This is a genomic window from Arthrobacter sp. CAU 1506 (genome assembly GCF_005047635.1).
GTDB lineage: Bacteria > Actinomycetota > Actinomycetes > Actinomycetales > Micrococcaceae > Crystallibacter.
In genome coordinates, this window is sequence record NZ_SUKC01000001.1 from 95,038 (window position 1) to 118,423 (window position 23,386).

Genomic DNA, 23,386 nt, shown 5'->3' on the forward strand with positions numbered 1-23,386 from the left:
CGGCTAGAGAAGCGGCGCCCGGAACTGCCTGGCTTGAGCGCCCGCGGACGAGATCACCCTCTGGCCTCGAGATCACCGGCTGCAGGGGGTGCGTTCGAAGCTATCCCCTGTAACCGTGGTCAGATGACCCTCTGCAACAGGTCATCTCGACGGTAACCCCTGACCTCAAAAACGCCGCCAAGCTCCGCACCACCGGGACAGGGTAAATCCGCCGGTGCAGGGTCCGTGGACCCTGCACCGGCAGCGATACCCTGCTCCGACGAAACCGGTGGCCATAAAAGCGTGCGGCGCGGCGTCAGGGCTGCCGGACCGCCAGCATCGCCGCACCTCGATTATGGCTGCCTGACCGCCAGCACGTTGCAGGGCGCGGACAGCAGGATCGTCTGCGCCGTCGAGCCCAGCAGCAGCTTTCCGACCGGCGTGCGGTTGCGCACTCCGATCACAATCAGCTCCGCTCCGGACTCTTCGGCGGCGTCCAGCACTTCCTCGGCAGGCAGCCCGTCCGAAATTCCGTGCCGGATGCTGAAGCCGACTCCTGCCCCGTGCAGCACGGCCTCCAGCCGGGTGACGTCCGCGGCGTCTGCGTAGCCGGGATCCACCAAGCGGTCGGCCCTGGTGGCGTTGACCACCAGCAGCTTGGCCGCCCGGCGTCCGGCCTCGTCGATGGCTGCCGCCAGGGCCGCATCGCCGAGAGCGTTGGGGACATACCCCACCACGATCGTACTCATGCGCTGACCTCCTTGCCCCGCGGGCTCTCGTCGTCGAGCGTTGCCGATTCCATCAGGCGCTGGCGCTTCTTCATCCAGAAGGACAGCACGAAGATGACCACAAGGGAGATGTAGATCCCGGCCGCGATCGGCGTGGACACCAAGGCCAGCGGGTCGCCCTGGGAAATGGCCAGCGAACGCCGCAGCTGGCTCTCAAAAATCGGCCCCAGGATCATGCCCACCACCAGCGGAGCGATCGGATAGCCGTAGCGGCGCATGACGAACCCGAGCACGCCAATGACCAGCAGCACGAACACATCCACCGGGGTGAAGTTCACCGAGAACGCGCCCAAGGCGGCGAAGACCAAGATGCCGGCGTAGAGGTACGGACGCGGGATCTGCAGGATCTTCACCCAGATGCCCACCAGCGGCAGATTCAACACCAGCAGCATCAGGTTGCCCACGTACAGGCTGGCAATCAGCGCCCAGACGAGGGCGCCTTCAACCTCGAACAACAGCGGTCCCGGCTGGATGTTGTAACGCTGGAACGCCACCAGCATCATCGCCGCCGTCGCCGTCGTCGGAATGCCCAACGTCAGCAGCGGCACCAGCACACCGGCCGCAGCCGCATTGTTGGCCGATTCCGGCCCGGCCACGCCTTCGATGGCGCCGCGGCCGAACTGCTTCTTGTGCGTGCCCTTGGCCAGTTTCTTCTCCGCCGCATAGGACAGGAAGGTGGCCACGTCGGCGCCGCCGGCCGGCATGGTGCCGATCGGGAAGCCGATAAAGGTTCCGCGTAGCCAGGGCTTCCAGGACCGCTTCCAGTCCTCTTTCTTCATCCAGGACGTCCAGCCGCCGGTCACCGGGATGACCTTGACCGGGCCATGCCGCAGCCGGGAGGCAACGTACAGCGCCTCGCCCAAGGCAAAGAGGCCGACGGCGACCAGCACCACGTCGATGCCGTCCGCCAGGAACGGGCTGCCGAACGTGTAGCGCTGCTGCCCGGTCATCAGGTCCACGCCCATGAACGCCAGGAACAGGCCCAGGCCGAGCGACGCCAGACCGCGCAACACGGAGGCTCCCAGCAGCGCGCCCACGGTCAGGAACGCCACCACCATCAGGGCCACGTACTCCACCGGACCGATCTGCACGGCAAATGCGGCCACATAGGGTGCCACAAAGCTCAGCAGCACCGTGGCGATGGTGCCGGCGATGAACGAGCCGATCGCCGCCGTCGCCAGCGCCGCGGCTCCCCGGCCGGCTTTCGCCATCCGGTTGCCTTCCAGCGCCGTGACAATCGACGCGGATTCGCCCGGCGTGTTGAGCAGGATCGAGGTGGTGGACCCGCCGTACATGCCCCCGTAGTAGATGCCCGCGAAGACGATGATCGCCGCCGTCGGTTCCAGGCTGTACGTGATGGGCATCAGCAGCGCAACGGTCATGGCCGGGCCGATGCCCGGCAGCACACCGACTGCGGTGCCGACCAGCACGCCACCCAAGGCGTAGAGCAGGTAAATCGGCTGCATCGCCACGGAAAAGCCCTCCAGGAGGGCGTAGAAATTATCCATTCAGGAACGGCACCCCTTCGAGCACTCCGGCAGGCAGCGAGACGCCGAGCAGCCCGCCGAAAGCGAACTGCAGCACCAGCGCCATGACCACGCCGACCGCGGCGGCCCGCCACAACGGCTTGGCGCCCAGCGCCCACGCGGCGCCGAAGAACAGCACCGCCGCGGCAACCGGCCAGCCCAGCGGAATAATCAGGAAAATATGCACGACGACGGTGCCCGCCATCTTGGCCACGGTCAGCCAGTCGGTCCGGACATCGGGGTCGATGTCTTCGCCCTCATCCGCCTCGCCGGTCTTGCCGCGCAGCAGCTGCACGATCAGCCCGGCGCCGACGATCACCAGCAGGCCGGAGACAATGTAGGGAAGCGCCCGCGGACCAATGTCGCTGGCCGAGTCGGGCGTCTGGATCCCTGCCCCGGCCACGAAGCCGACGATCCCGATGCTCAGGATGACTGCCGCGAAGATGATTTCTCCGAGCGGCTTGACCGGGGCGGCATCGCTGCCGCCCCGGACCGCTCCAGTAGTGGAAGAACCCATGGTTACTTCAGCAGACCGATATCCGTCAGGGTTGCGGTGACCGTCTCGATGTCCTCGGTCAGGAAGCTCGAGAACTCCTCGCCGGCCAGGAAGGCGTCTGCCCAGTTGTTGGTGGTCAGGGTCTTCTGCCAGGCGTCGGTGCCGTGCAGGTCGGTCACCAGCGCGGTGAGCTTCTCGGCCTGCGCATCGTCGATGGACCCGGGAGCCACCACGCCGCGCCAGTTGGTCAGCACCAGGTCCAGGCCCTGTTCCTTCAACGGCTTGACTTCGGGCAGCTGCGGGGCGGCTTCCGGGCCGGAAACGGCCAGGGCGCGCAGCTTGCCGGCCTTGACCTGCTCGGCGTACTCGCCCACGCCGGAAATACCGGCAGAAACCTTGTTGCCCAGCAGCGCTGCCAGGGATTCGCCGCCGCCGGAGTACGGGATGTAGTTCAGGCTGTCGGCACCGATGCCGGCTTCCTTGAGCATCATGCCGGCCAGAATGTGGTCGGCGCCTCCGGCGGAGCCGCCGGTGATGGAGACACCCTTGCCCTTGGCCTTGATATCGGCGAGCAGGTCATCGATGGTCTGGTAGGGCGAATCGGCGGGCACCACGACGACGAGCGGCTCTTCGGTGAGCCGGGCGATCGGTGTGGTGTCTTCGATCCGGTTTGCGGCCTTGTTGGTCTCCACGGCGCCGACCATCACGTAGCCCATCACCATCAGGGTGTTCGGGTCCTTTTCGGTGGCCAGTTTTGCCAGGCCGTTGGTGCCGCCTGCGCCGCCGATGTTGACCACCGAGGCGCTGGAGACCAGGTCATTTTCCTGCAGGTCCTTCTGCATGGACCGGCCGGTTTGGTCCCAGCCGCCGCCCGGGTCCGCCGGGACAATGATGTTGAGCTTGTCGATGCCGGCCTCTTCGGAGCCGTTGCCGGCACCGGTGGAGCCGCAGGCGGCCAGTACCAACGCGGATGCTGCCGCGGCGGCCACCAGGGCCGAGCGGCGTCTCATCGTACGGTCGAGCTTCATCTAGGTTTTCCTCCTCCAACCAGCGTGATGGGCATCACCACGCCGTCGCCCCAGCGTAGAGAGCAGCCCGGCGGGCCGGAAGAATGCGGTCATTGTGGCCGTATTGGTCATTGTGGTCATCACCACAGACATCTGTGGCGCAGCTAACAGCATGGGAAGATGGCGGGGTGTTTCGTTCCCTGTCGCTGCGCGCCCAGCTGTTCGTGCTGCAGCTGTTCATTCTGCTCGTCGTCGTGCTGGTGGCCGGTTCAGTCGCCATCTCCATGCAGGAACAGCAGATCCGCGATGCCTATGAAGGTCGCATGGTCGGCGTGGCCCGCTCGGTAGCCCAACTGCCGTCCATCGTGGAGGCCTTCGACGATGCCAACCCCAGCCAAACCATCCAGCCCATCGCCGAGCTGATCGCCCAGTCGACCGGGGTCACGTACGTGGTGGTCACAGACCACCGCGGCATCCGCTACTCGCATCCGAACCACTCGTTGATCGGGCAGATGGTTTCCACCGATCCGTCGATCCCACTGTCCGGAGAGACCTACATTGGCCGGCAGACCGGGACTCTGGGCGAGTCATGGCGGGTGAAGGTACCGATCTACGACCGCTCGGGCGCCACCGTGATTGGCACCGCCTCGGTGGGAACGCTGGAGTCCACCCTGCGCAAGGACCTTAACGACGACCTGCCCGTCCTGCTGGCGTGGCTCATCGCGGCGGCCTTGGTGGGCTCGGCCGGCGCCATCTACATCTCGCGTTTGGTCTGGCGGCGGATCTACCAGCTAGAGCCCGAAGAGATCGCCGCCCTGCTCGAAACCCGCGACGCCATGCTGCACGGCATCGGCGAGGGCGTCGTCGCCGTCGACGACCGCGGGCGCATCGCCCTGCTCAACGACGAGGCGAAACGCCTGCTGGATGTCTCCGACGCGGCGCTCGGCCGCCCTGCCACGACGATTCTGGAGCCGGGGCTGGCCGCCATGCTGGCCGCCAACGGCGGGGCCGACGAAACTGTGCTTGCCGGCGAGCGCGTGCTGCTGGCCCGGGCCAACGCCGCCACGGTTGACTCCCGTCGGGTGGGCAGTGTGCTCATCCTGCGCGACCGGACCGAACTGCACCAACTGCTGCAGGATCTTGACGGTGCACGGGACGTCACCCAGGCGCTGCGCGCGCAGGCGCACGAATTTTCCAACAAGATGCATGTGATCTCCGGCTTGCTGGAACTCGGCCGCACACAGCAAGCTGTGGATTTCATCTCCCGGTCCGGGCATGGGGGTTCCGTGGTGGCTGGCGAACTGGCTCCGGGAATCACCGACCCGGATGCCGCCAGCCTGCTGATGGCCAAGACCACCATTTGCGACGAAAAGGGCATTCAGTTGGTCATAGATCCGGCCTCCGTGTTGGCACCGGACGGCACCACCGATCCGGTCACGGTATTGGGCAACCTGGTGGACAACGCCATGGAGGCCGTGGGACCGCACGGAACCATTGCCGTGTCCATCACCGAGGAGGCGGATGGTTGCACCATCACTGTCGCCGACGACGGCCCCGGCATCCCGCCGGAGGAACGTGAGCGGATCTTCGAACCGGGCTTCTCCAGCAAGGAGGCTGCGCTGCCAGGCAGCCGCGGCTTCGGCTTGGCCCTGGTCAGCCGGGTGGCTGCCCGGCGCGGCGGTTCGGCCCGGGTAACGGCGTCGGCCTCCGGCGGTGCCGAGTTCACGGTAAGCTTCTCGCCGACCCCGTCGAACGCCCGCCCACAAGGAATCCCGGTCCCATGAACCAGATCCGCACCGTCGTCGTCGACGATGACAAGGAAGTCGCCGGCGTCCACACCGGCTTCCTGCTGGCCCACGGATCCTTTGACGCCGTGGGCACCGCTTACACCGGGGCGGACGGGCTGGCCATGATTTCCTCCCTCCGCCCGGAACTGGTGCTGCTGGACATCCATTTGCCGGACCTGAGCGGCATCGAGGTACTGCGCGCGGTCCGGAACCTGCCGGGCGAACCGGTCGACGTCATCGCCATCACCGCTGCCCGCGAACTGGACACCGTGCGGGCGGCCATGGCGGGCGGCGTGCTCCACTATCTGGTCAAACCGTTCACCGCCCGAGTGCTGATGGACCGGCTGGACGCTTATGTAGAGCACCGGCGGCATATCAGCGGCAGCGGACAAGCCGCCGTGCTGGACCAAGACGGCATCGACCGGTTGCTGGCACCCGCGCGTAACGCCGGCAGTACGTCCGCCCGGGAGACCGCGGATGCAGGCGGCAGCGGACAGGCATCCGGCCAGCCCGCCGAGCCGACCGCCGGTCCGCCACGGCCGGCAGCCGCCGCCGGGGGCCGCCACCGGACCGGGGCACCGCTGGCCGCTTTCCCGGGTTCCCGGGCACAGGTCCCGCTGCCCAAGGGCCTGTCCCTGCCCACCCTGGAGGCGGTCATCGCAGACCTCAACGCCATCGGGGCGGCGTCGTCGGCCTCCGAAGTCGCCGGGCGGCTGGGGCTGGCACGGGTGAGTGCGCGGCGCTATCTGGAGTACCTGGTCTCGCGCGGCGAGGCCCGGATCACGCCGCGTTACGGCACCGCCGGCCGGCCGGAGAAGTTCTACCTCCTGACCGGCAGCTAGGACGGAATGTTGGCCCGCCGCAGGGTCAGCTCCGCGTGCTTGAGCAGCGGCCCGTCGATCATCTTGCCGCGGAACCGGAAAGCCCCGGGTTCGTTGGCGGCGGCAGCCAGCAGAGCGGCCGCGTAGTCCGCTTCCGCCTGGCCGGGACGGTAGGCGCCCCTGACGACGTCGGCCTGGCTCGGATGGATGATGGCCTTGGCCGCAAAACCCGATGCTGCCGCATCTTCGGCTTCCGCTGCCAGCCCCTCCAGGTCCGCTATGTCGATGTAGACGGAGTCGATCGCGGCCTTGCCGTGTGCGCCGGCCGCCAGGAGCACCTGCGAGCGCGCCTGCCGGGCGACGTCCCGGTACGTCCCGGACGCGAACCGGCTGGAGTTGCCGCCCAGCGAGACGACCAGGTCCTCGGCGCCCCACATCAGCGCCGTGACATTCGTGCACCCTGCCAGCCCGGCAGCATGCAGCACGCCAAGCGCTGTCTCGCAGAGCGCCACCACCGAATACTCCCCCAGTTGCTTCACCGCCGACGGATCCTCCGCCTTGGCCACCATGATGCTGCGGTAGCCGGACCGGCCGACGGCCTCCATGTCCAGGGCGTGGTCCGCGGTGCCGACCGGGTTGACCCGGACGATGGTGCGTTCCGGGTCCAGCGGGTGGCCGATGACGGCTTCCCGGGCCGCGGCGCGCTCCGCCGGGGCCACCGCATCCTCCAGGTCGAGGATCACCGCGTCGGAGCGGGCGGCGGCCTTCGCGTAGCGGTCCGGCCGGTCTGCCGGGCAGAACAGGATGGCCGGGCCCATCTCGAACCCGGTCACCGGTGCCCGCCTTCGGGCCGGCCGTCCCACAGTTCCGCGTCGCTGGTTTCAGAGCCCGCAATCGCGGCAGCGTGCCCGTCCTCGGTCCACATCAGGCAGCTGCGGGTCACCGTGGCCACCACGTCGCCGTGCTGGTTCCGGCCGGTGTGGTGCATGGTCACCACGCCGGTGCCGGGCCGGGACCTGGAGAGCCGCTTGTCGGTGACCACCGTCTCCGTGTACAGCGTGTCGCCGTGATAGAGCGGGTGCGGGAAGGTCACGTCCGTGAGGCCCAGCTGCGCCACAATCGTGGACTGGGTCAGCTGGCCGACCGACTGGCCCACCACGGTGGCGAGGGTGAACATGGAGTTCATCAGCCGCTGCCCGAACGGCTGCTCGGCAGCCCAGGCCGCGTCCAGGTGCAACGCCTGGTTGTTCATGGTGGCGGTGGTGAACAGCACGTTGTCCGCTTCCGTGACGGTTCGGCCCGGCCGGTGGGCATAGATGACATCCGGCTCGATTTCTTCGAAATACAGCCCGCGCTGGACGATGACTTTCTGCGCACCGGCCGCTTCGGAAGGCGTCGCCGCCGCCCCGGCGTCGGTATTCACCGGGCACGCGCCTGGAACTGGTCGGTCCGGAGCTCGGCGCCGGTGGCGGCCACCACGTCCTGGACCTCCACGCCCGGGGCCGTCTCGCGGAGCACCAGGCCCTGCTCCGTGACGTCGATGACGGCAAGGTCGGTGATGATCTTGTCGACGCAGGCCTTGCCGGTAAGCGGGAGCGTGCATTCGGTGAGGATCTTGGGGTTCCCGCTCTTATCCACGTGCTCCATCATCACGATCAGCTGCTTGGCGCCGAAGACCAGGTCCATCGCTCCGCCCATGCCCTTGACCATCTTTCCCGGGATCATCCAGTTGGCCAGGTCCCCGTTCTGCGCCACCTGCATGGCCCCGAGGACGGCCACATCCACGTGCCCGCCGCGGACCATGCCGAACGACGCGGCCGAATCGAAGATCGCCGCTCCGCGGTTGAGCGTCACGGTTTCCTTGCCGGCGTTGATCAGGTCCGGATCGAGCTTGTCCTCGGTGGGATAGGGCCCGACGCCCAGAATGCCGTTTTCCGAATGCAGGATGACTTCCACACCGTCGGGAATGTAGTTCGGGATCAGCGTGGGCATCCCGATGCCGAGGTTGACGTACTGCCCGTTTTCCAGCTCTTGGGCCACGCGTGCGGCCAGCTCATTGCGCGTTAGTGCCATGGCGTGCTCCTTCTACTTCCCGGCTCCGCCGGTGGCTTGGCCAGCCAGCTGCACCGTGCGTTTTTCGATCCGTTTCTCCACATCCGGGGCCAGCACCACGCGCTGGACAAAGATGCCCGGGGTGTGGATCTGCTGCGGATCCAGTTCTCCGGGTTCCACGAGTTCCTCCACCTCGGCGATGGTGATCTTCCCGGCCATCGCGCACAGCGGATTGAAGTTCATGGCCGTGGCATGGAAGACCAGGTTTCCCAGCCGGTCGCCCTTGGCTGCGTGGACCAGCCCGAAGTCCGGACGCAGCGATTCCTCCAGCACGTAGTCGGCGCCGCCGAAGCTGCGGACCTCCTTCGGTTCCGAGGCCACGGCCACCGACCCATCGGCGTCGTACATGCGCGGCAGCCCGCCGTCGCTGATCTGGGTGCCGACCCCGGCGGCAGTGTAAAAGGCCGGGATCCCGGCACCGCCGGCCCGCAGCTTCTCCGCCAGCGTGCCCTGCGGGGTCAGCTCCACTTCCAGTTCGCCGGCCAGGAACTGCCGGGCGAATTCCTTGTTCTCGCCCACGTAGGAACTGATGGTGCGCCGGATCCGGCCGTCGGCCAGCAGCACGCCGAGTCCCCAGTCGTCCACGCCGCAGTTGTTGCTGATGGTCTCAAGGTCCGTGGTGCCCGCGTCGTGCAATGCCTGGATCAGGGCCACCGGAATGCCGCACAGACCGAAGCCGCCCACCGCCAGCGAGGCGCCGTCGGGGATGTCCGCCACGGCCTCCGCGGCGGTTGCTACTACCTTGTTGATCACTGAGTCCTCCTTGGTCTAGTGCGTTCGGTTCCTGATCTCCACGCGGGCCTGGCGGCCCTTGGTCGATCACCGGGGGCTGGGCCAGGATCTCCACGCGGGCTGGCGGCCCTTGGTCAAGCACCGGGCGGGCCTGGATCTCCACGCGGGCCTGGCGGCCCTTGGTCGATCACCGGGGGCCAGGATCTCCACGCGGGCCTGGCGGCCCTTGGTCGATCACCGCGGGGCCTTGTTACAGGCCCAGCTCGCGGGCGATGAGCATCAACTGCACTTCGGTGGTCCCTTCCCCGACCTCCAGGATTTTCGAGTCGCGGTAGTGGCGCGCCACCCGGAACTCGTTAATGAAACCGAAGCCGCCGAAAATCTGGGTGGCGTCGCGGGCGTTGTCCATGGCGGCCTCGCCTGCCACCATCTTGGCAATCGCAGACTGCGTTTTGAAGTGTTGGCCGGCCAGCATCCGGGCGGCCGCGTCGTAGTAGGCCAACCGCGCGGTGTGCGCACGGGCCTGCATCCGGGCGATCTTGAACTGGATGGCTTGGAAGGCGCCGATGTTGGTGCCGAAGGCCTGGCGCTCCTTGGCGTAGCGCACTGACTCGTCCACGCAGCCCTGCGCGGCGCCGGTGGCCAGCGCCGCGATGGCGATCCGGCCTTCGTCCAGGATTTGCAGGAAGTTGGCATAGCCGCGGCCCCGCGCTCCCAGCAGGTTCTCTTCCGGGACCCGGACGTTGTCCAGCGTGAGCGGGTGCGTGTCGGAGGCGTTCCAGCCCACCTTGTTGTAGGCCTTTTCGGCGGTGAAACCCGGTGTGTCGGTGGGGACCAGGATGGTGGATATTTCCTTCTTGATCGAGCCGTCTGCGCGCTCCGAGATGCCGGTGACGGCGGTGACGGTGACAAGTTTGGAGATCTCGGTACCGGAGTTGGTGATGAACTCCTTGTGCCCGTTGACCACCCATTGCCCGTCGACCAGGTCGGCCCGCGTTTTCGTGCCGCCGGCGTCCGAGCCTGCTTCCGGTTCGGTCAGGCCGAAACCGGCGAGCGCTTCGCCGCTGGCCAGCATGGGCAGCCACTGCTGCTTTTGTTCCTCGCTGCCGAAGCGGTAGATGGGCATCGCGCCCAGCGAGACACCTGCTTCCAGCGTGATCGCCACCGATTGGTCGACCGCGCCCAACTGTTCCAGGGCCAGCGCGAGCGCGAAATAGTCGCCGCCCATGCCGCCGTACTCCTCTGGGAACGGCAGGCCGAACAGACCCATCTCGCCCATCTGTTCCACCACCTTGTACGGGAAGCTGTGCTCCTCGTCGTGCTTGGCGGATGCCGGGGCCACCACCTCGCGGGCAAAGTCCCGGACGGTGTCCACCAGGTCCTGATGGTCCTCGCTCAGCGAAAAGTCAGGCATGGTCATGCCCCTTTCTGTTCATGTCCTGGGGCAGGATCTGCTGCCCGCACGACGGCGACAATCTGGTCGGCCTTGACCAGATCGCCAGGTTTCAGGTTGATGCTGACTTCGCCGGCAATCCCGGCGCTCAACTGGTGTTCCATCTTCATCGCTTCCACCGTGAGCAGCGGCTGGCCGGCCGACACCTGCTCCCCGGTAGCCACGGCCACGGACGTGACCGTGCCCGGCATCGGCGAGCGCACCTCGGGAGAAGTCTGGCCTTCGCTCTGCTGGACCTCCGCCAACAGGCCCGCCAGCCGATCCTCCCGGCTGCGGACCAACAACCGGGCCGACCAGCCGGCGTCGCCCAGCCAGATCGAGCCGTCCTCGCCGAAGGCGTGGCGCAGCGGCCGGCGGACCCCGTCGACTTCCACCGCCTGCCCGTCCCGGTCCGGCACGACGGCGTAGCTGCCGCCGGCTGTGCTGACCACGGCACCGCCGCGTGGACCTGATGCCGCTTCCCCCGCCCAGGCCACAGACACCTCGCGGTGCTCACCGCCGCCCAGATCGAAGCTGACCGTGTGCGGGCGCGGCCCGCTCATCCGCCATCCGTCGCTTCGCCACGCGGACCCGGCGCGTGGAGCCGCCCCGGTCCGGCTCCGTGTCTCCCGCTCCCGGAGCAGCCAGTCCACCGCCGCGACGGCCAGTTCCGCATCCTGTGGGCGCCGGAACTGTTGCTGCACGATCTTCCGGTCGATCATCGTGGTGTCCAGCCGGCCGGCCCGCACATCGTCGTCGGCCAGCAGGCTGCGAAGGTGCTCAACATTGGTGTGGATGCCCAGCACGGAGGTGTCGGCCAGCGCGCCGTCCAGCCGCGCGAGCGCCTGCTGCCGGTCGGTGCCCCAGGCGATCACCTTGGACAGCAGCGGGTCGTACTCGGACGGGATGGCCAGGCCGGGCAGCAGCGAGCTGTCCACCCGGATCCCCTCGCCCGCCGCTTCGGCAAGTTCCAGCACCGTGCCGGCCGAGGGCAGGAACTGCTGCGCCGGATCTTCGGCATACACGCGGGCTTCCACCGCATGTCCGGTGAGCACGACGTCGGACTGTGCCATGGCGAGCGCCTCGCCGGCCGCGATCCGCACCTGCCATTCGACCAGGTCCAGTCCGGTCACCAGTTCGGTGACCGGGTGTTCCACCTGAAGCCGGGTGTTCATCTCCATGAAGAAGAACTCGTCCGGGGTGTCGTCGGAGACCAGGAACTCAACGGTTCCGGCCCCGGTGTAGTCCACCGAACGCGCGGCCTCGCAGGCCGCTTCACCGATCCTGGCGCGGGTGGCTTCATCCAACAACGACGACGGCGCTTCCTCGATGACTTTCTGGTGCCGGCGCTGCAGCGAGCATTCGCGTTCGCCCAGGTGGATGGCGTTGCCGTACTGGTCGCAGAGCACCTGCACTTCGATGTGCCGGGGCCGGGTGATCAGCCGCTCCAGGAACAGCGTGTCGTCCCCGAAGGCGGAGGCTGCCACACGCCGGGCGGCGGCGAGAGCGGCGGACAGTTCTTCCGGCCGCTGCACCGCGAGCATGCCCTTGCCGCCGCCGCCTGCGGACGGCTTGATCAGCAGCGGATAGCCGACTTTCTCGGCGGCCAGGACCAGCCGCGCGTCGTCGAGCCCGGGTTCGTCGATCCCGGGGACCACCGGAACCCCGTGTGACGCCACATGGTTCTTGGAGCGGATCTTGTCCCCCATGATCCCGATGGCCCCGACGTTGGGCCCGATGAAGACGATGCCCGCCGCCTCCAGCGCATGGGCAAAGTTCACGTTCTCGCTGAGGAATCCGTAGCCGGGGTGGACCGCCTCGGCCCCGGTGGCCTTGCACGCCTCAATCACTGCGTCGATGCGCAGATAGCTCTCGGCAGCGGGCGCAGGACCGATCCGCACGGCGATGTCCGCCTCGCGCACGTGGCGGGCACCGGCGTCGGCGTCTGAATAGACGGCCGCGGAACGGATACCCATGCCGCGCAGGGTACGGATGACGCGGCAGGCAATCTCGCCGCGGTTGGCAACCAAGACGGTCTCGAACACGTCTCTCACATCCTGAACAGGCCGAAAGCGGACTCCGGCAGCGGGCTGTTGGCGCAGACATCGAGGGCGAGGCCCAGCACCGTGCGGGTCTGCGCCGGGTCGATGATGCCGTCGTCCCAGAGCCGGGCGGTGGAATAGTACGGGTTCCCCTGGGCCTCGTACTGCTCCCGGATGGGGGCCTTGAACTCGTCCTCGGCCTCGCTGCTCCATTGCTCTCCGCGGGCCTCCATCTGGTCACGCTTGACGGTGGCCAGCACCGAGGAGGCCTGGTTGCCGCCCATCACGGAGATCCGCGCGGCCGGCCACATCCAGAGGAAACGCGGCGAGTAGGCGCGTCCGCACATGGAATAGTTGCCGGCACCGAACGACCCGCCAATCACCACGGTCAGCTTCGGCACCCGTGCGGTTGCGACGGCGGTCACCATTTTGGCGCCGTGCTTGGCGATGCCGCCGGCCTCGTAGTCGCGGCCCACCATGAAGCCGGAGAGGTTCTGCAGGAACACCAGCGGGATGCCGCGCTGGTCGCACAGTTCAATGAAATGCGCGCCCTTGAGCGCGGATTCGGAAAACAGCACGCCGTTGTTCGCCACGATGCCCACCTGGTGCCCGTGCAGGCGGGCGAAACCGGTGACCAGGGTGGTGCCGTACTCCCGTTTGAACTCATGGAACCGGCTGCCGTCCACCAACCGGGCAATCACCTCCCGCACGTCGTAGGCCGCGTTGACGTCCACCGGAACTGCGCCGTAGATTTCCTCCGCTTCGGCGGCCGGCTCTTCGACAGCTGCCGCCTCCCACGCCGGTGGCTGGGACGGGAGCGTGGAGACGATGTCGCGGACGGTCTGGAGCGCATGCAGGTCGTTCTCCGCCAGGTGGTCGGTCACCCCCGAGGTCTGCGCATGCAGCTGCCCGCCGCCCAACTCCTCGGCGGTGACCACCTCGCCGATGGCGGCCTTCACCAGCGGCGGGCCGCCCAGGAAGATGGTGCCCTGATTGCGGACGATCACGGTCTCATCGCTCATCGCCGGCACGTATGCGCCGCCGGCGGTGCAGGACCCCAGCACCGCGGCGATCTGCGGGATCTTGGCGGCCGACATCCGCGCCTGGTTGTAGAAGATGCGCCCGAAGTGCTCGCGGTCCGGAAACACCTCGTCCTGCTTGGGCAGGAACGCGCCGCCGGAGTCCACCAAGTAAATGCAGGGCAGGTTATTCTCCAGCGCCACTTCCTGGGCGCGCAGATGCTTCTTGACCGTCATCGGATAGTAGGTGCCGCCCTTGACGGTCGCATCGTTGCAGACCACCAGCACGTGGCGGTCATGGACCAGGCCGATGCCGGCGATCATCCCGGCGCCGGGCGAATCGCCGTCGTACATGTCTTCCGCGGCCAGCGGGGCGATCTCCAGGAACGGGCTGCCGTCGTCGAGCAGCGTGTCCACCCGGTCCCGCGGCAACAGCTTGCCGCGGTCCAGGTGACGCGCACGCGCACTCTCCGGCCCGCCCAAGGCCACCGAGGCCAGACGGTCGTGCAGTTCCGCCGCCAGCTTGCGCTGCGCCGCATCATTGGTCCGGAAGCTTTCACTGGTAGTGTCCACCCGGGAAGCCAGTGTCTCCATCGACACCTTCCTGGCCGAAGCCGTTGCGCATCCCGCAGCCCGCCGCCGATCGGGGCAGAAACAACTGGCCTGCTAGATGCATTTTGGTTAGTCTGTACTAACTGAAATCAGGCTAGTTGCCGCATACTGTCTTGTCCAGCATTCATCCTTGTCCAGCAGTCATCCAGCATTCGCGCGAGGGAGCCGATCCATGCCGACAGCACCGCATGCCGACGCCGAGATCCGGCAGACCGGGCGCAGCCGGGCCAAGGCCACCCGCCGCGCCGCGCTGCTGGATGCGGCCGCCCGCCTCTTTGCCGAGCGCGGTTTCAACGGCGTCTCCATCGAGGACCTGGGGTCGGCGGTGGGCGTCAGCGGCCCTGCCGTGTACCGCCATTTCAACAGCAAGCATGCGGTCCTGGCCGCGCTGCTCACGGGCGTCAGCCAGGACCTGTTGGACGGCGGCCAGGAAGTGGCTGCCAGCCGGAACGACGCCGAGGAAGCGCTCCGCGGGCTGGTCGCCTTCCATGTGGACTTCGCCCTGAAAAATCCCGACGTCATCCGCGTCCACGACAGGGACCTGGACAGCCTGCCCGCCGACGATTCGACCCTCGTCCGGACGCTGCAGCGCACCTACGTGGAAGTGTGGGTCTCCGTGTTGGCCCGGCTGCTGCCGGAGGCCGACGCGGCCCAGCTGCGGGTGCGCGCCCACGCCGCTTTCGGGCTGATCAACTCCACCCCGCACTCGACCCATCGGAGCCGGCCGCCGCGCGAAGCCTGGCGGCGCAATCTGCTGGAACAAATGGCATGGGCGGCATTGAAAGCCGAGTAATGTGTATCAGATACCAACTAGCCGAAAGGTCTACTGTGATTGAGCTTCGTCCTGTAGAGCCTGCCGACCTCGACGAGTTTTTCGAGTACCAGCAGGATCCCGACGCCAACCATATGGCCGCCTTCGCGGCCAAGAATCCCTCTGACCGCGGCGTCTTCAACCTGCACTGGCAAAGCCTGCTCGATGACGAGACCATCACCGTTCGCACCGTCACCGTCGACGGCGAAGTGGTGGGCAGCGTGCTGGCCTACCCGAACGAGGGGTACCCGGAACTTAGCTATTGGACGGCCAAGTCGCAGTGGGGCAAAGGCGTCACCACGGCCGCCGTCGAGGCGTTCCTGAAGGAATTCACCGCCCGCCCGATCCGCGCCCGCGTGGTCAAGGACAACCTGGGTTCGGTCAAGGTCCTGCACAAACTGGGCTTCCGCACCGTTGGTGAAGCCCAGGGGTTCGCCAATGCCCGCGGCGCCGTGGTGACCGAGGAGATCCTCGAACTGGCCTGAGCCCGGCTTCCGCCCGTCGTCCGAGAGCCCGTGCAGCGTTCTGCTGCACGGGCTCTCGGCTGCTGACGGCTTGAACCAGGGCTCATGCCTCGGCCCCGGGTCACGTCACACCATGGTCAGCGCCATCCCCGGATCCGAGAGGATGCTGCCGATGTCGGCCAGGAAACGCCCTGCCTGCTCGCCGTCCACCACACGGTGGTCGAAGGACAGGCTCAGCGTCACCACGTCCCGCAGCGCCACGTCGCCGCGGTACTCCCACGGTTGCCGGCGCACCGCCCCGACGGCAAGAATGGCCGACTCCCCCGGGTTGAGGATGGGCGTGCCGGCATCGATGCCAAAGACGCCGATGTTGGTGATGGAGATGGTCCCGCCGCGCAGCTCGGATGGAGCGGTCTTGCCGGCCCTGGCGGTTGCGGCCAACTCCCCCAAGGCCTCGGCCAGCCCGCGCAGATCCATCCGGTGTGCGTCCTTGATGTTCGGCACTGTCAGTCCACGCGGGGTGGCAGCCGCTATGCCCAGGTTCACGTAGTTCTGCTGCACGATCTCACCGGCATTTTGGTCCCAGAGGGCGTTCAACTCGGGATGGCGTCCCAACGCCAGGCACAATGCCTTGGCCGTGATGGTCAGCGGCGTGAGCTTCAGCCCGGCGAACGCCTTGTGCGCCTTGAGCCGCTGGATCAGCTCCATGCTGGCCGTGGCATCGACGGTCAGGAACGACGACGCATGGGGTGCGGTGAACGCACTGGCCACCATGGCCTCGGCGGTCAGCTTGCGCACCCCCTTGATCGGAATGCGGGTCTCCGGTCCGGCCGCGCCGGCCAGCCAGCCGCCGGCAGGCGCAGGCGCCGTGGACCCGGACGGGGCAGCCGCACCGGCGTCGTGGAAATCCTGCACATCCCCGCGGGTAATCAGCCCCCGCTCCCCGGTTCCCCTGACCTGCGCCAGGTCGACGCCGAGATCCTTGGCCAGCTTCCGGACCGGCGGGGTGGAGCGCGGCCGCTCCGCAGCCGGTGCGGCCGGCGCGGGCTCCCCGACCGAGCCAGCGGGTCCGTGATCAGTGACCGCGGCGGCCGGTCCGGGCTCCGCACCCTGGGCAACCGGCAAGGCCGCAACGTTCGTTGCTGCCATCTGGGCAACCGGCCCGGAGGTCGCTCCTGCTGCCCCGCCTACGCGTCGCGGGCGCCGGGCCGGCCGGCCGTTCCGCTCGGCGGCGGCACCGTAGCCCACCAAGTTCGGCTGCCGCTGCTGCATCTGCTCCCCGGACGCATTCCCGCCGTCGTCCGGCTGACCCTGGTCTTCCACTTCAATGGAAACGATCGGTTCGCCCACGCTGACTGTGGTCCCGGGACCTTCATGCAGGGTGCGCACCACACCGGTGAACGGCGAGGGCAGCTCCACCACAGCCTTGGCCGTTTCGACTTCGCCCAGGATCTGGTTCAGCTGCACCGCGTCGCCTTCGGCCACATGCCAGCTGACGATCTCCGACTCAGTGAGCCCTTCGCCCAGATCCGGGAGTTTGAATACCTTGATCCCCACGGGTTCAGTCCTCCAGTCCGGTCAATGAGTTGGGTCGGCCGAGCACCCGGTCCACCCCGTCAAGGATGCGGTCCAGGTCCGGCAGGTGGTGCCGCTCCATCTTGGCCGGCGGGTACGGGATGTCCATCCCGGTAATCCGCACCGGGGCGTGCTCCAGGTAGTAGAAACAGCGCTCGGTCAGGCTGGCCGCGATCTCCGCGCCGAGTCCCCCGGTCCGGGCCGCCTCGTGCGTCACCACCAGGCGGCCGGTCTTCCGCACGGACGCCTCGACGGTGGAATAGTCCAGCGGCGACAGCGAGCGCAGGTCTATGACTTCCACCGACACGCCGTCGTCTTCGGCTGCCCGCGCCGCCTCGCGGGCGGTCTGCACCAACGCACCGTAGGTCACCAGCGTCACGTCGGTCCCCGGCACTTCCACCCGCGCGCGGTCCATCGGCAGCGCGTCCTCCAGCGCGTTCTCGTCCACGTCGCCCTTGGTGTGGTAACGCCGCTTCGGCTCGAAGTAGAGCACCGGATCGTCGCTGGCGATGGCCTGCTGGATCACGGTGCAGGCATCCTGGGGATTCGATACCGCCACCACACGCAGTCCCGAGGTGTGGGTGAAATACGCTTCCGGAGATTCCGAGTGGTGCTCGGCCGCACCGATTCCGCCGCCGAAGGGCACCCTGATGGTCAGCGGCATCCTGACCCGGCCGCGCGTGCGGTAGTGCAGTTTGGCCACTTGACTGACGATCTGGTCGAACGCGGGATAAATGAACCCGTCGAACTGGATTTCGCAGACCGGCCGGTAGCCGCGGTAGGCCATCCCGACGGCGGTGCCCAGGATGGCTGATTCGGCCAGTGGAGCATCGATCACCCGGTGCGCCCCGAAGTCCTTCTGCAATTCGTCCGTTATACGGAAGACCCCGCCCAGGGCACCGATATCCTCGCCGATGATCACCACCCTGGGGTCGTTCTCCATGGCCTTGCGCAACCCGGTATTGATGGCCCGTCCGAACGTCATGGTGGTCATCAGTGGCCCCATTCCGCAGCTTCGAATGAATCAAGATAGCGCTCGTAGTGCTGGCGCTGGCGGGCCAGCACCGGGTGCGGGGCGGTGTAGACATTCTCGAAGAGCTCGAGGTCGCCCGGTTCGGCCATGTTGATGCAGCCGGCGCGCATTTCGGCGGCGGCGTCGTCCGCGGCCTGCTGGACCCGCTGCCGCAGGGCTTCGTCGAGCAGCCCTTCGGCGCTTAGCAGGGCCGCCAGCCGGTCGATCGGATCGCGGCGCTTCCAGTCCTCCAGTTCGTTGGCGTCGCGGTAGCGGGTGGGATCGTCCGCCGTCGTATGCGGTCCCATCCGGTAGGTGACCGCTTCGATGAAGGAGGGCCCGCCGCCGATGCGGGCATGGTCGAGGGCCTTGCGGGTCACGGCCAGGCAGGCCAGCACGTCATTGCCGTCCACCCGGTAACTTGGAATGCCGAATCCCGGCGCGCGGTCGGAGAGTTTGCCCTGGGCCTGCAGGCCGACCGGCTCGGAGATCGCCCACTGGTTGTTCTGGCAGAAGAAGAGGACCGGGGCCTGGAAGCTCGCCGCGAAGACCATGGCCTCGTTCACATCGCCCTGGCTGGTGGCGCCGTCGCCGAAGTAGGCGACCGCCACGGCGTCGTCGCCGTCGAATTTGGCGGCCATGGCATAACCGGTGGCATGCAGGGTCTGCGCCCCGATGATCACCTGCGGGGTGGCCATGTTGATCTCATACGGGTCCCAGCCGGAAGGCCTGTTGCCGCGCCACACCCGGATCATGTCCGTCAGGTCGACACCGCGGCAGTAGGCCACGCCGTTCTCCCGGTAGCTGGAAAAGACGAAGTCGTCCTTGCGCAAGGCCCGCCCGGAACCGATCTGGGCCGCTTCCTGTCCCAGCAGCGGCGGCCACAAGGCCAGCTCTCCCTGCCGTTGCAGGGCGGTGGCTTCCTGGTCCAGCCGGCGGACCACCACCATGTCCTCGTACAGACCGGCGAGCCGGTCGCCGTCGATATCTTCCAGCCAGGGGTCGAACTCCGCGCTGGTGATCCGTGTTCCGTCCGGCGCGAGCAGCTGGATATAGCTTTCATCATTGAGCGGACCGGTCGGGTCCGTGCCTGGTAAGGACACTTGCGACACTCCCTTTGCGTCTTCTGGGCCGGGAGTGATCTTGTGGATCTCCGGCGCCGGACAGACCCACCGGCACCGTTGCCCGCGGGTGTTTGTGACACTACTCACGTCCGGCAAGTAGCGCAATGATCAACGCCAGAATTGAGCATTCTGCCCTGTCCGCCGGGGCATGGCCGTGCTAGCCTGCGCATTATGCGGAATCTGGACGGCACCGACCTGCGGCTGCTCGGTGCCCTGGCGCAGGATCCCCGGCGGACCGTGGTGGCCCTGGCGCAGAAGCTCGGCCTCGCCCGCAACACGGTGCAGGCCCGCATGTCCCGGCTGGAGCAGGAGCAGGTCTTCCTTTCCTTCGACCGGCGGATCAACCCGGCCGCACTGGGCTACCCGCTGGCGGCCTTCATCCACATCCACGTACACCAGCCGAAGCTGCAGCAGATCACCGACGAATTGGCCCGCATTCCGGAAGTCCTCGAGGCCTTCGGCGTGACCGGGCAGGCGGACATCCTGGCCCGAGTGGTCTCGGAGGGCGCCGAGGACCTGTTCCGGATCAACGGCACCATCCTGGCCATCGACGGCGTCGAGCGGACCGACACCTCGCTGGCCATGCACGAACTGATCCCCTTCCGGATCGAGCCGCTGCTGGCCCGCGGAGCCCGGCCCGCCGGCTAACGTCGGCGAGGCTGGCGGTAAGCTCGGTCCATCGAGCAAGCCCTGTACCGCCGGCGGCGTCCCTGGGTCCCCATCGCACCGGCCGGCGGCCCGAACAGAAGGGACGGCGTCCATGCGCATTGGAGTGCCACGCGAGGTCAAGAACAATGAATTTCGGGTGGCCATCACGCCGCCCGGGGTCAACGAGCTGAGCAGCGCCGGCCATCAGGTGCTGGTGGAGGCAGGGGCAGGCCGGGGCTCCTCCATTTCCGACGAGGACTATGCCTCGGCCGGCGCCAGCATCATCGATTCGGCCGACGCCCTCTGGGAGGAAGCCGAGCTGGTGCTGAAGGTGAAGGAGCCCGTGGCGGAGGAATACCACCGGCTCCGCAGCGACCTGACCCTGTTCACCTATCTGCATCTTGCTGCGGATGCCGCACTCACCGAGGAGCTGTGCTCCCGCGGCACCACGTCGATAGCGTATGAAACCGTCCAGCTGCCGGACCGGTCACTGCCGTTGCTGGCCCCGATGTCCGAGGTCGCCGGCCGGCTGGCCGCCCAGGTGGGGGCGTATTCGCTGATGCAGCCGCTGGGCGGCCGCGGCGTCCTGATGGGCGGCGTCCCCGGCACGCAGCATGCCGACGTCGTGGTGATCGGTGCCGGGGTGGCGGGAGCCAATGCGGTGTCCATGGCGGTGGGCATGCGGGCCAACGTCACCGTGCTGGACACCAACGTCCGCCGGCTGCAGCAGCTCGACGACCTGTACCAGGGCCGGGTGGTGACGCTGGCCAGCAACGCGTTGGAGCTGCGGGAAGCCGTCCTGGCCGCGGACCTGGTCATCGGAGCGGTGCTGATTCCCGGCGCCAAGGCGCCAAAACTGGTGACCAACGAGATGGTCAGCCAGATGCGGCCCGGGGCCGTGCTGGTGGACGTCTCGATTGACCAGGGCGGCTGCTTCGAAGACTCCCGGCCGACCACCCACGCCGATCCTACGTTCAAAGTCCATGACGCGGTCTTCTACTGCGTGGCCAACATGCCCGGCGCCGTGCCGCGCACTTCCACCTATGCCTTGACCAACGCCACGCTCCCCTACGCCAAACTGATTGCGGACGAAGGCTTCGATGCCGCCGCCACGCGGCGTCCGGAACTGCTGCCGGGACTCAGCACCCGGGACGGCAAGATCGTTTCCGAACCGGTGCGGCTGGCGCACTCCCGCTGATCCCGGGGCAAAGCCACGCGGGCCCGGCCGTCCTCGGCCGGGCCCGCGTGGCTGCAGGTGGGGACACCCAGGCTGGTGCGCACCGCCGTCGTTGTTTTAGTGGTCCACCGCCTTTTCGGCACCGACGCCGGTGAGCGAACGGACCTCCATTTCCGCCTGCTTGGACGCATCCTCGCGGTTCTTGTCCAGCACGGTTCCCAGCCAGCCGAGGAAGAACGCCAGCGGGATGGAGATGATGCCCGGGTTGTTCAGGCCGAAGATGGCGAAGTCCGCGCCTGGGATCATCGACGTCTCCTTTCCGGAGACCACCGGCGAGAACGCGATCAGCACGATGGCCGCGGTCAGGCCGCCGTACATGCTCCACACCGCGCCCTGGGTGGTGAAACGCTTCCAGAACAGGGAGTAGACGATGGTAGGCAGGTTGGCCGAGGCGGCCACCGCGAACGCCAGCGCCACCAGGAAGGCCACGTTCTGGCCCTGGGCACCGATGCCGCCGAGGATGGAGACGACGCCGATGACCACCACGGTGCGGCGGGCCACCTTGACCTCGCCTGCCGAGTCGACCTGGCCCTTGCGCACCACGTTTGCGTAGATGTCGTGTGCGAAGGAGGCAGCTGCCGTAATGGTCAGGCCGGCCACCACCGCCAGGATGGTGGCGAAGGCGACTGCCGAGATCAGGCCCAGCAGTACCGGACCGCCCAGCGCGAAGGCCAGCAGCGGTGCGGCGGAGTTGACGCCGCCGGGGGCGGTCTTGATGGCTTCGGGACCGATCAGCGCAGCCGCGCCGTAGCCCAGCACCAGGGTGAACAGGTAGAACGCGCCGATCAGCCAGATGGCCCACACCACGGACCGGCGGGCTTCCCGGGCGGTGGGCACGGTGTAGAAGCGCATCAGCACGTGCGGCAGGGCCGCGGTGCCCAGCACCAGGGCCAGCGCCAGCGAGATGAAGTCCAGCTTGGATGCCTCCGAGACACCGTACTGCAGGCCAGGGTTGAGCAGATTGGGATTGCCGGCGGTTTCCACGGCGCTGCCCAGCAGTTCGGACAGGTTGAAGCCGTGCAGCGCCAGCACCCAAACGGTCATGATGAACGCACCGGCAATCAGCAGGACGGCCTTGATGATCTGCACCCAGGTGGTGCCCTTCATGCCGCCCACCAGGACGTAGAGAATCATCAGGGCGCCCACCACGGTGATCACCACGGACTGCCCCAGCCTGGAGTCGATGCCGATCAGCAGCGATACCAGCGCGCCGGCTCCGGCCATCTGCGCCAGCAGGTAGAAGAAGCACACCGCCAGCGTGGTGATCGCGGCGGCAATCCGCACCGGGCGCTGCCGCAGCCGGAAGGAGAGCACGTCGGCCATGGTGAACTTGCCGGTGTTGCGCAGCAGTTCCGCCACCAGCAGCAGGGCCACCAGCCACGCCACCAGGAAGCCGATCGAGTACAGGAAGCCGTCGTAACCATTGATGGCGATCGCACCGCAAATGCCCAGGAACGACGCCGCCGAAAGGTAGTCGCCGGCAATGGCCGTCCCGTTCTGCCCGCCGCTGAAGGACCGGCCCGCGGCGTAGTAATCGGCCGCGGTCTTGTTGTTCCGGCTGGCGCGCAGCACCACCACCAGCGTGACGCCGACGAACAGCGCGAAGATCAGGATGTTGATCCAGGTGGAATCCTTGATGTCATCCGCCGTGACGGCCAGCGGAATGTTCACGGCGTGGCTCATTTGGTCTCCTCCGGTAGGCCGACGCCCTCGTCTTCGAGGCTGTGGCGGATGTCAGTGGCGATCGGGTCCAGCTTCTTGTTCGCGTAGCGGACGTACCAGGTGGTAATGGCAAACGTGCTCACGAACTGCAGCAGGCCCAGTACCAAGCCGACGTTGATGTTGCCCCACAGCTTCGTGGACATGAAGTCGTGCGCGTAGTCGGCCAACAGCACATAGGCGAAATACCACAGCAGGAACGCCACTGCCATGGGGAACACAAACGAACGGTGGCGCTTGCGGAGTTCGGTGAACTCAGGACTGCTCTGGACCGCCTGGAAGTCCACGGCAGCGGCGGTGCCGGCGTCCGGGTTGGGGTCGTTACCCATCTTTTCCTCCTCATCGGGCACACGCAGGGTGTGACTGCGCTCACTCTGCTAGCTCGCGGTTCCGGAGGCCAGCAACCGTGCGGGGCGCATCGCTGAACGGTTCACCAGTTGCGG

The 23,386-nt window shown here is 67.5% G+C and carries 22 protein-coding genes; 6 read left to right on the forward strand and 16 right to left on the reverse strand.

Features of this window, described 5'->3' with window-relative positions:
• Positions 1–332 precede the first annotated feature (332 nt).
• From E4J89_RS00455 to E4J89_RS00470, 4 genes are read right to left on the reverse strand one after another with little or no spacing between them, the layout of a single operon-like run.
• Entirely contained in the window at positions 333–728 is a 396-nt protein-coding gene (locus E4J89_RS00455; protein ID WP_136784137.1) for a universal stress protein, read from the reverse strand.
• A complete protein-coding gene (locus E4J89_RS00460; RefSeq protein ID WP_136784138.1) occupies positions 725–2,275 on the reverse strand; it encodes a tripartite tricarboxylate transporter permease in 1,551 nt (516 codons plus the stop codon). Before E4J89_RS00460 ends, E4J89_RS00455 begins: the two co-directional genes overlap by 4 nt.
• A complete protein-coding gene (locus tag E4J89_RS00465) occupies positions 2,268–2,810 on the reverse strand; it encodes a tripartite tricarboxylate transporter TctB family protein (RefSeq protein ID WP_136784139.1) in 543 nt (180 codons plus the stop codon). The genes E4J89_RS00460 and E4J89_RS00465 overlap by 8 nt, the downstream gene beginning before the upstream one ends.
• A gap of 2 nt (positions 2,811–2,812) precedes the next feature.
• Entirely contained in the window at positions 2,813–3,817 is a 1,005-nt protein-coding gene (locus E4J89_RS00470; RefSeq protein WP_136784140.1) for a tripartite tricarboxylate transporter substrate-binding protein, read from the reverse strand.
• 167 nt (positions 3,818–3,984) lie between these two features.
• Between E4J89_RS00470 and E4J89_RS00475 the strand changes: the two genes are divergently transcribed.
• A complete protein-coding gene (locus E4J89_RS00475; RefSeq protein ID WP_240691603.1) occupies positions 3,985–5,580 on the forward strand; it encodes a sensor histidine kinase in 1,596 nt (531 codons plus the stop codon).
• Complete coding sequence (locus E4J89_RS00480; protein ID WP_136784142.1) at positions 5,577–6,425, forward strand: response regulator; 849 nt, start codon at positions 5,577–5,579, stop codon at positions 6,423–6,425. Before E4J89_RS00475 ends, E4J89_RS00480 begins: the two co-directional genes overlap by 4 nt.
• On the opposite strand, the gene E4J89_RS00485 is transcribed toward E4J89_RS00480, so the two are convergent.
• The 7 genes from E4J89_RS00485 to E4J89_RS19605 all read right to left on the reverse strand — a co-directional run bounded on the left by E4J89_RS00485 (position 6,422) and on the right by E4J89_RS19605 (position 14,335).
• On the reverse strand, positions 6,422–7,222 hold the full coding sequence (locus E4J89_RS00485; protein ID WP_136784535.1) for an aldolase/citrate lyase family protein: 801 nt from the start codon (positions 7,220–7,222) through the stop codon (positions 6,422–6,424). The two genes, E4J89_RS00480 and E4J89_RS00485, sit on opposite strands and share 4 nt — an antisense overlap.
• An 11-nt stretch (positions 7,223–7,233) precedes the next feature.
• Positions 7,234–7,827, reverse strand: a complete 594-nt coding sequence (locus tag E4J89_RS00490; RefSeq protein WP_136784143.1) for a MaoC family dehydratase — start codon at positions 7,825–7,827, stop codon at positions 7,234–7,236.
• Positions 7,824–8,477 carry a CoA transferase subunit B gene (locus tag E4J89_RS00495; protein WP_136784144.1) on the reverse strand — a complete coding sequence of 218 codons (654 nt, stop codon included), beginning with the start codon at positions 8,475–8,477 and terminating at the stop codon, positions 7,824–7,826. The genes E4J89_RS00490 and E4J89_RS00495 overlap by 4 nt, the downstream gene beginning before the upstream one ends.
• A gap of 12 nt (positions 8,478–8,489) precedes the next feature.
• Positions 8,490–9,269, reverse strand: a complete 780-nt coding sequence (locus E4J89_RS00500) for a CoA transferase subunit A (protein ID WP_136784145.1) — start codon at positions 9,267–9,269, stop codon at positions 8,490–8,492.
• Positions 9,270–9,498: 229 nt separating this feature from the next.
• The gene (locus E4J89_RS00510) at positions 9,499–10,662 is read right to left on the reverse strand and encodes an acyl-CoA dehydrogenase family protein (protein ID WP_136784146.1); all 1,164 of its coding nucleotides are present in this window, start codon (positions 10,660–10,662) and stop codon (positions 9,499–9,501) included.
• 2 nt (positions 10,663–10,664) lie between these two features.
• The gene (locus tag E4J89_RS00515; RefSeq protein ID WP_240691604.1) at positions 10,665–12,734 is read right to left on the reverse strand and encodes a biotin carboxylase N-terminal domain-containing protein; all 2,070 of its coding nucleotides are present in this window, start codon (positions 12,732–12,734) and stop codon (positions 10,665–10,667) included.
• On the reverse strand, positions 12,731–14,335 hold the full coding sequence (locus E4J89_RS19605; protein WP_136784148.1) for a carboxyl transferase domain-containing protein: 1,605 nt from the start codon (positions 14,333–14,335) through the stop codon (positions 12,731–12,733). The genes E4J89_RS00515 and E4J89_RS19605 overlap by 4 nt, the downstream gene beginning before the upstream one ends.
• Before the next feature lie 190 nt (positions 14,336–14,525).
• Here E4J89_RS19605 and E4J89_RS00525 point away from each other — a divergent pair, with 190 nt between their 5' ends.
• Entirely contained in the window at positions 14,526–15,146 is a 621-nt protein-coding gene (locus E4J89_RS00525; protein WP_136784149.1) for a TetR/AcrR family transcriptional regulator, read from the forward strand.
• 35 nt (positions 15,147–15,181) lie between these two features.
• A complete protein-coding gene (locus E4J89_RS00530; protein WP_205754357.1) occupies positions 15,182–15,649 on the forward strand; it encodes a GNAT family N-acetyltransferase in 468 nt (155 codons plus the stop codon).
• 105 nt (positions 15,650–15,754) lie between these two features.
• On the opposite strand, the gene E4J89_RS00535 is transcribed toward E4J89_RS00530, so the two are convergent.
• Genes E4J89_RS00535 through pdhA form a run of 3 tightly spaced genes read right to left on the reverse strand, consistent with a single transcriptional unit; the run spans position 15,755 to position 19,318 of the window.
• Positions 15,755–17,185 carry a dihydrolipoamide acetyltransferase family protein gene (locus E4J89_RS00535; protein ID WP_136784151.1) on the reverse strand — a complete coding sequence of 477 codons (1,431 nt, stop codon included), beginning with the start codon at positions 17,183–17,185 and terminating at the stop codon, positions 15,755–15,757.
• Between the two features lie 4 nt (positions 17,186–17,189).
• Positions 17,190–18,197: an alpha-ketoacid dehydrogenase subunit beta gene (locus tag E4J89_RS00540; RefSeq protein WP_136784152.1), complete on the reverse strand. Its 1,008-nt coding sequence runs from the start codon at positions 18,195–18,197 to the stop codon at positions 17,190–17,192.
• Positions 18,197–19,318: a pyruvate dehydrogenase (acetyl-transferring) E1 component subunit alpha gene (pdhA, locus tag E4J89_RS00545; protein WP_346763365.1), complete on the reverse strand. Its 1,122-nt coding sequence runs from the start codon at positions 19,316–19,318 to the stop codon at positions 18,197–18,199. The genes E4J89_RS00540 and pdhA overlap by 1 nt, the downstream gene beginning before the upstream one ends.
• Before the next feature lie 192 nt (positions 19,319–19,510).
• On the opposite strand from pdhA, the gene E4J89_RS00550 reads away from it, so the two are divergent.
• Positions 19,511–19,987, forward strand: coding sequence for an Lrp/AsnC family transcriptional regulator (locus tag E4J89_RS00550; RefSeq protein WP_136784154.1), 477 nt, complete (start codon positions 19,511–19,513; stop codon positions 19,985–19,987).
• A 112-nt stretch (positions 19,988–20,099) separates the two neighbouring features.
• Positions 20,100–21,185 carry an alanine dehydrogenase gene (gene ald, locus E4J89_RS00555; RefSeq protein WP_136784155.1) on the forward strand — a complete coding sequence of 362 codons (1,086 nt, stop codon included), beginning with the start codon at positions 20,100–20,102 and terminating at the stop codon, positions 21,183–21,185.
• A 96-nt stretch (positions 21,186–21,281) separates the two neighbouring features.
• On the opposite strand, the gene E4J89_RS00560 is transcribed toward ald, so the two are convergent.
• Positions 21,282–22,907 (reverse strand): cation acetate symporter, encoded by a 1,626-nt coding sequence (locus tag E4J89_RS00560; RefSeq protein ID WP_136784156.1) that lies wholly within the window; start codon positions 22,905–22,907, stop codon positions 21,282–21,284.
• Positions 22,904–23,272 carry a DUF485 domain-containing protein gene (locus tag E4J89_RS00565; protein WP_136784157.1) on the reverse strand — a complete coding sequence of 123 codons (369 nt, stop codon included), beginning with the start codon at positions 23,270–23,272 and terminating at the stop codon, positions 22,904–22,906. Before E4J89_RS00565 ends, E4J89_RS00560 begins: the two co-directional genes overlap by 4 nt.
• Positions 23,273–23,386 lie beyond the last annotated feature (114 nt).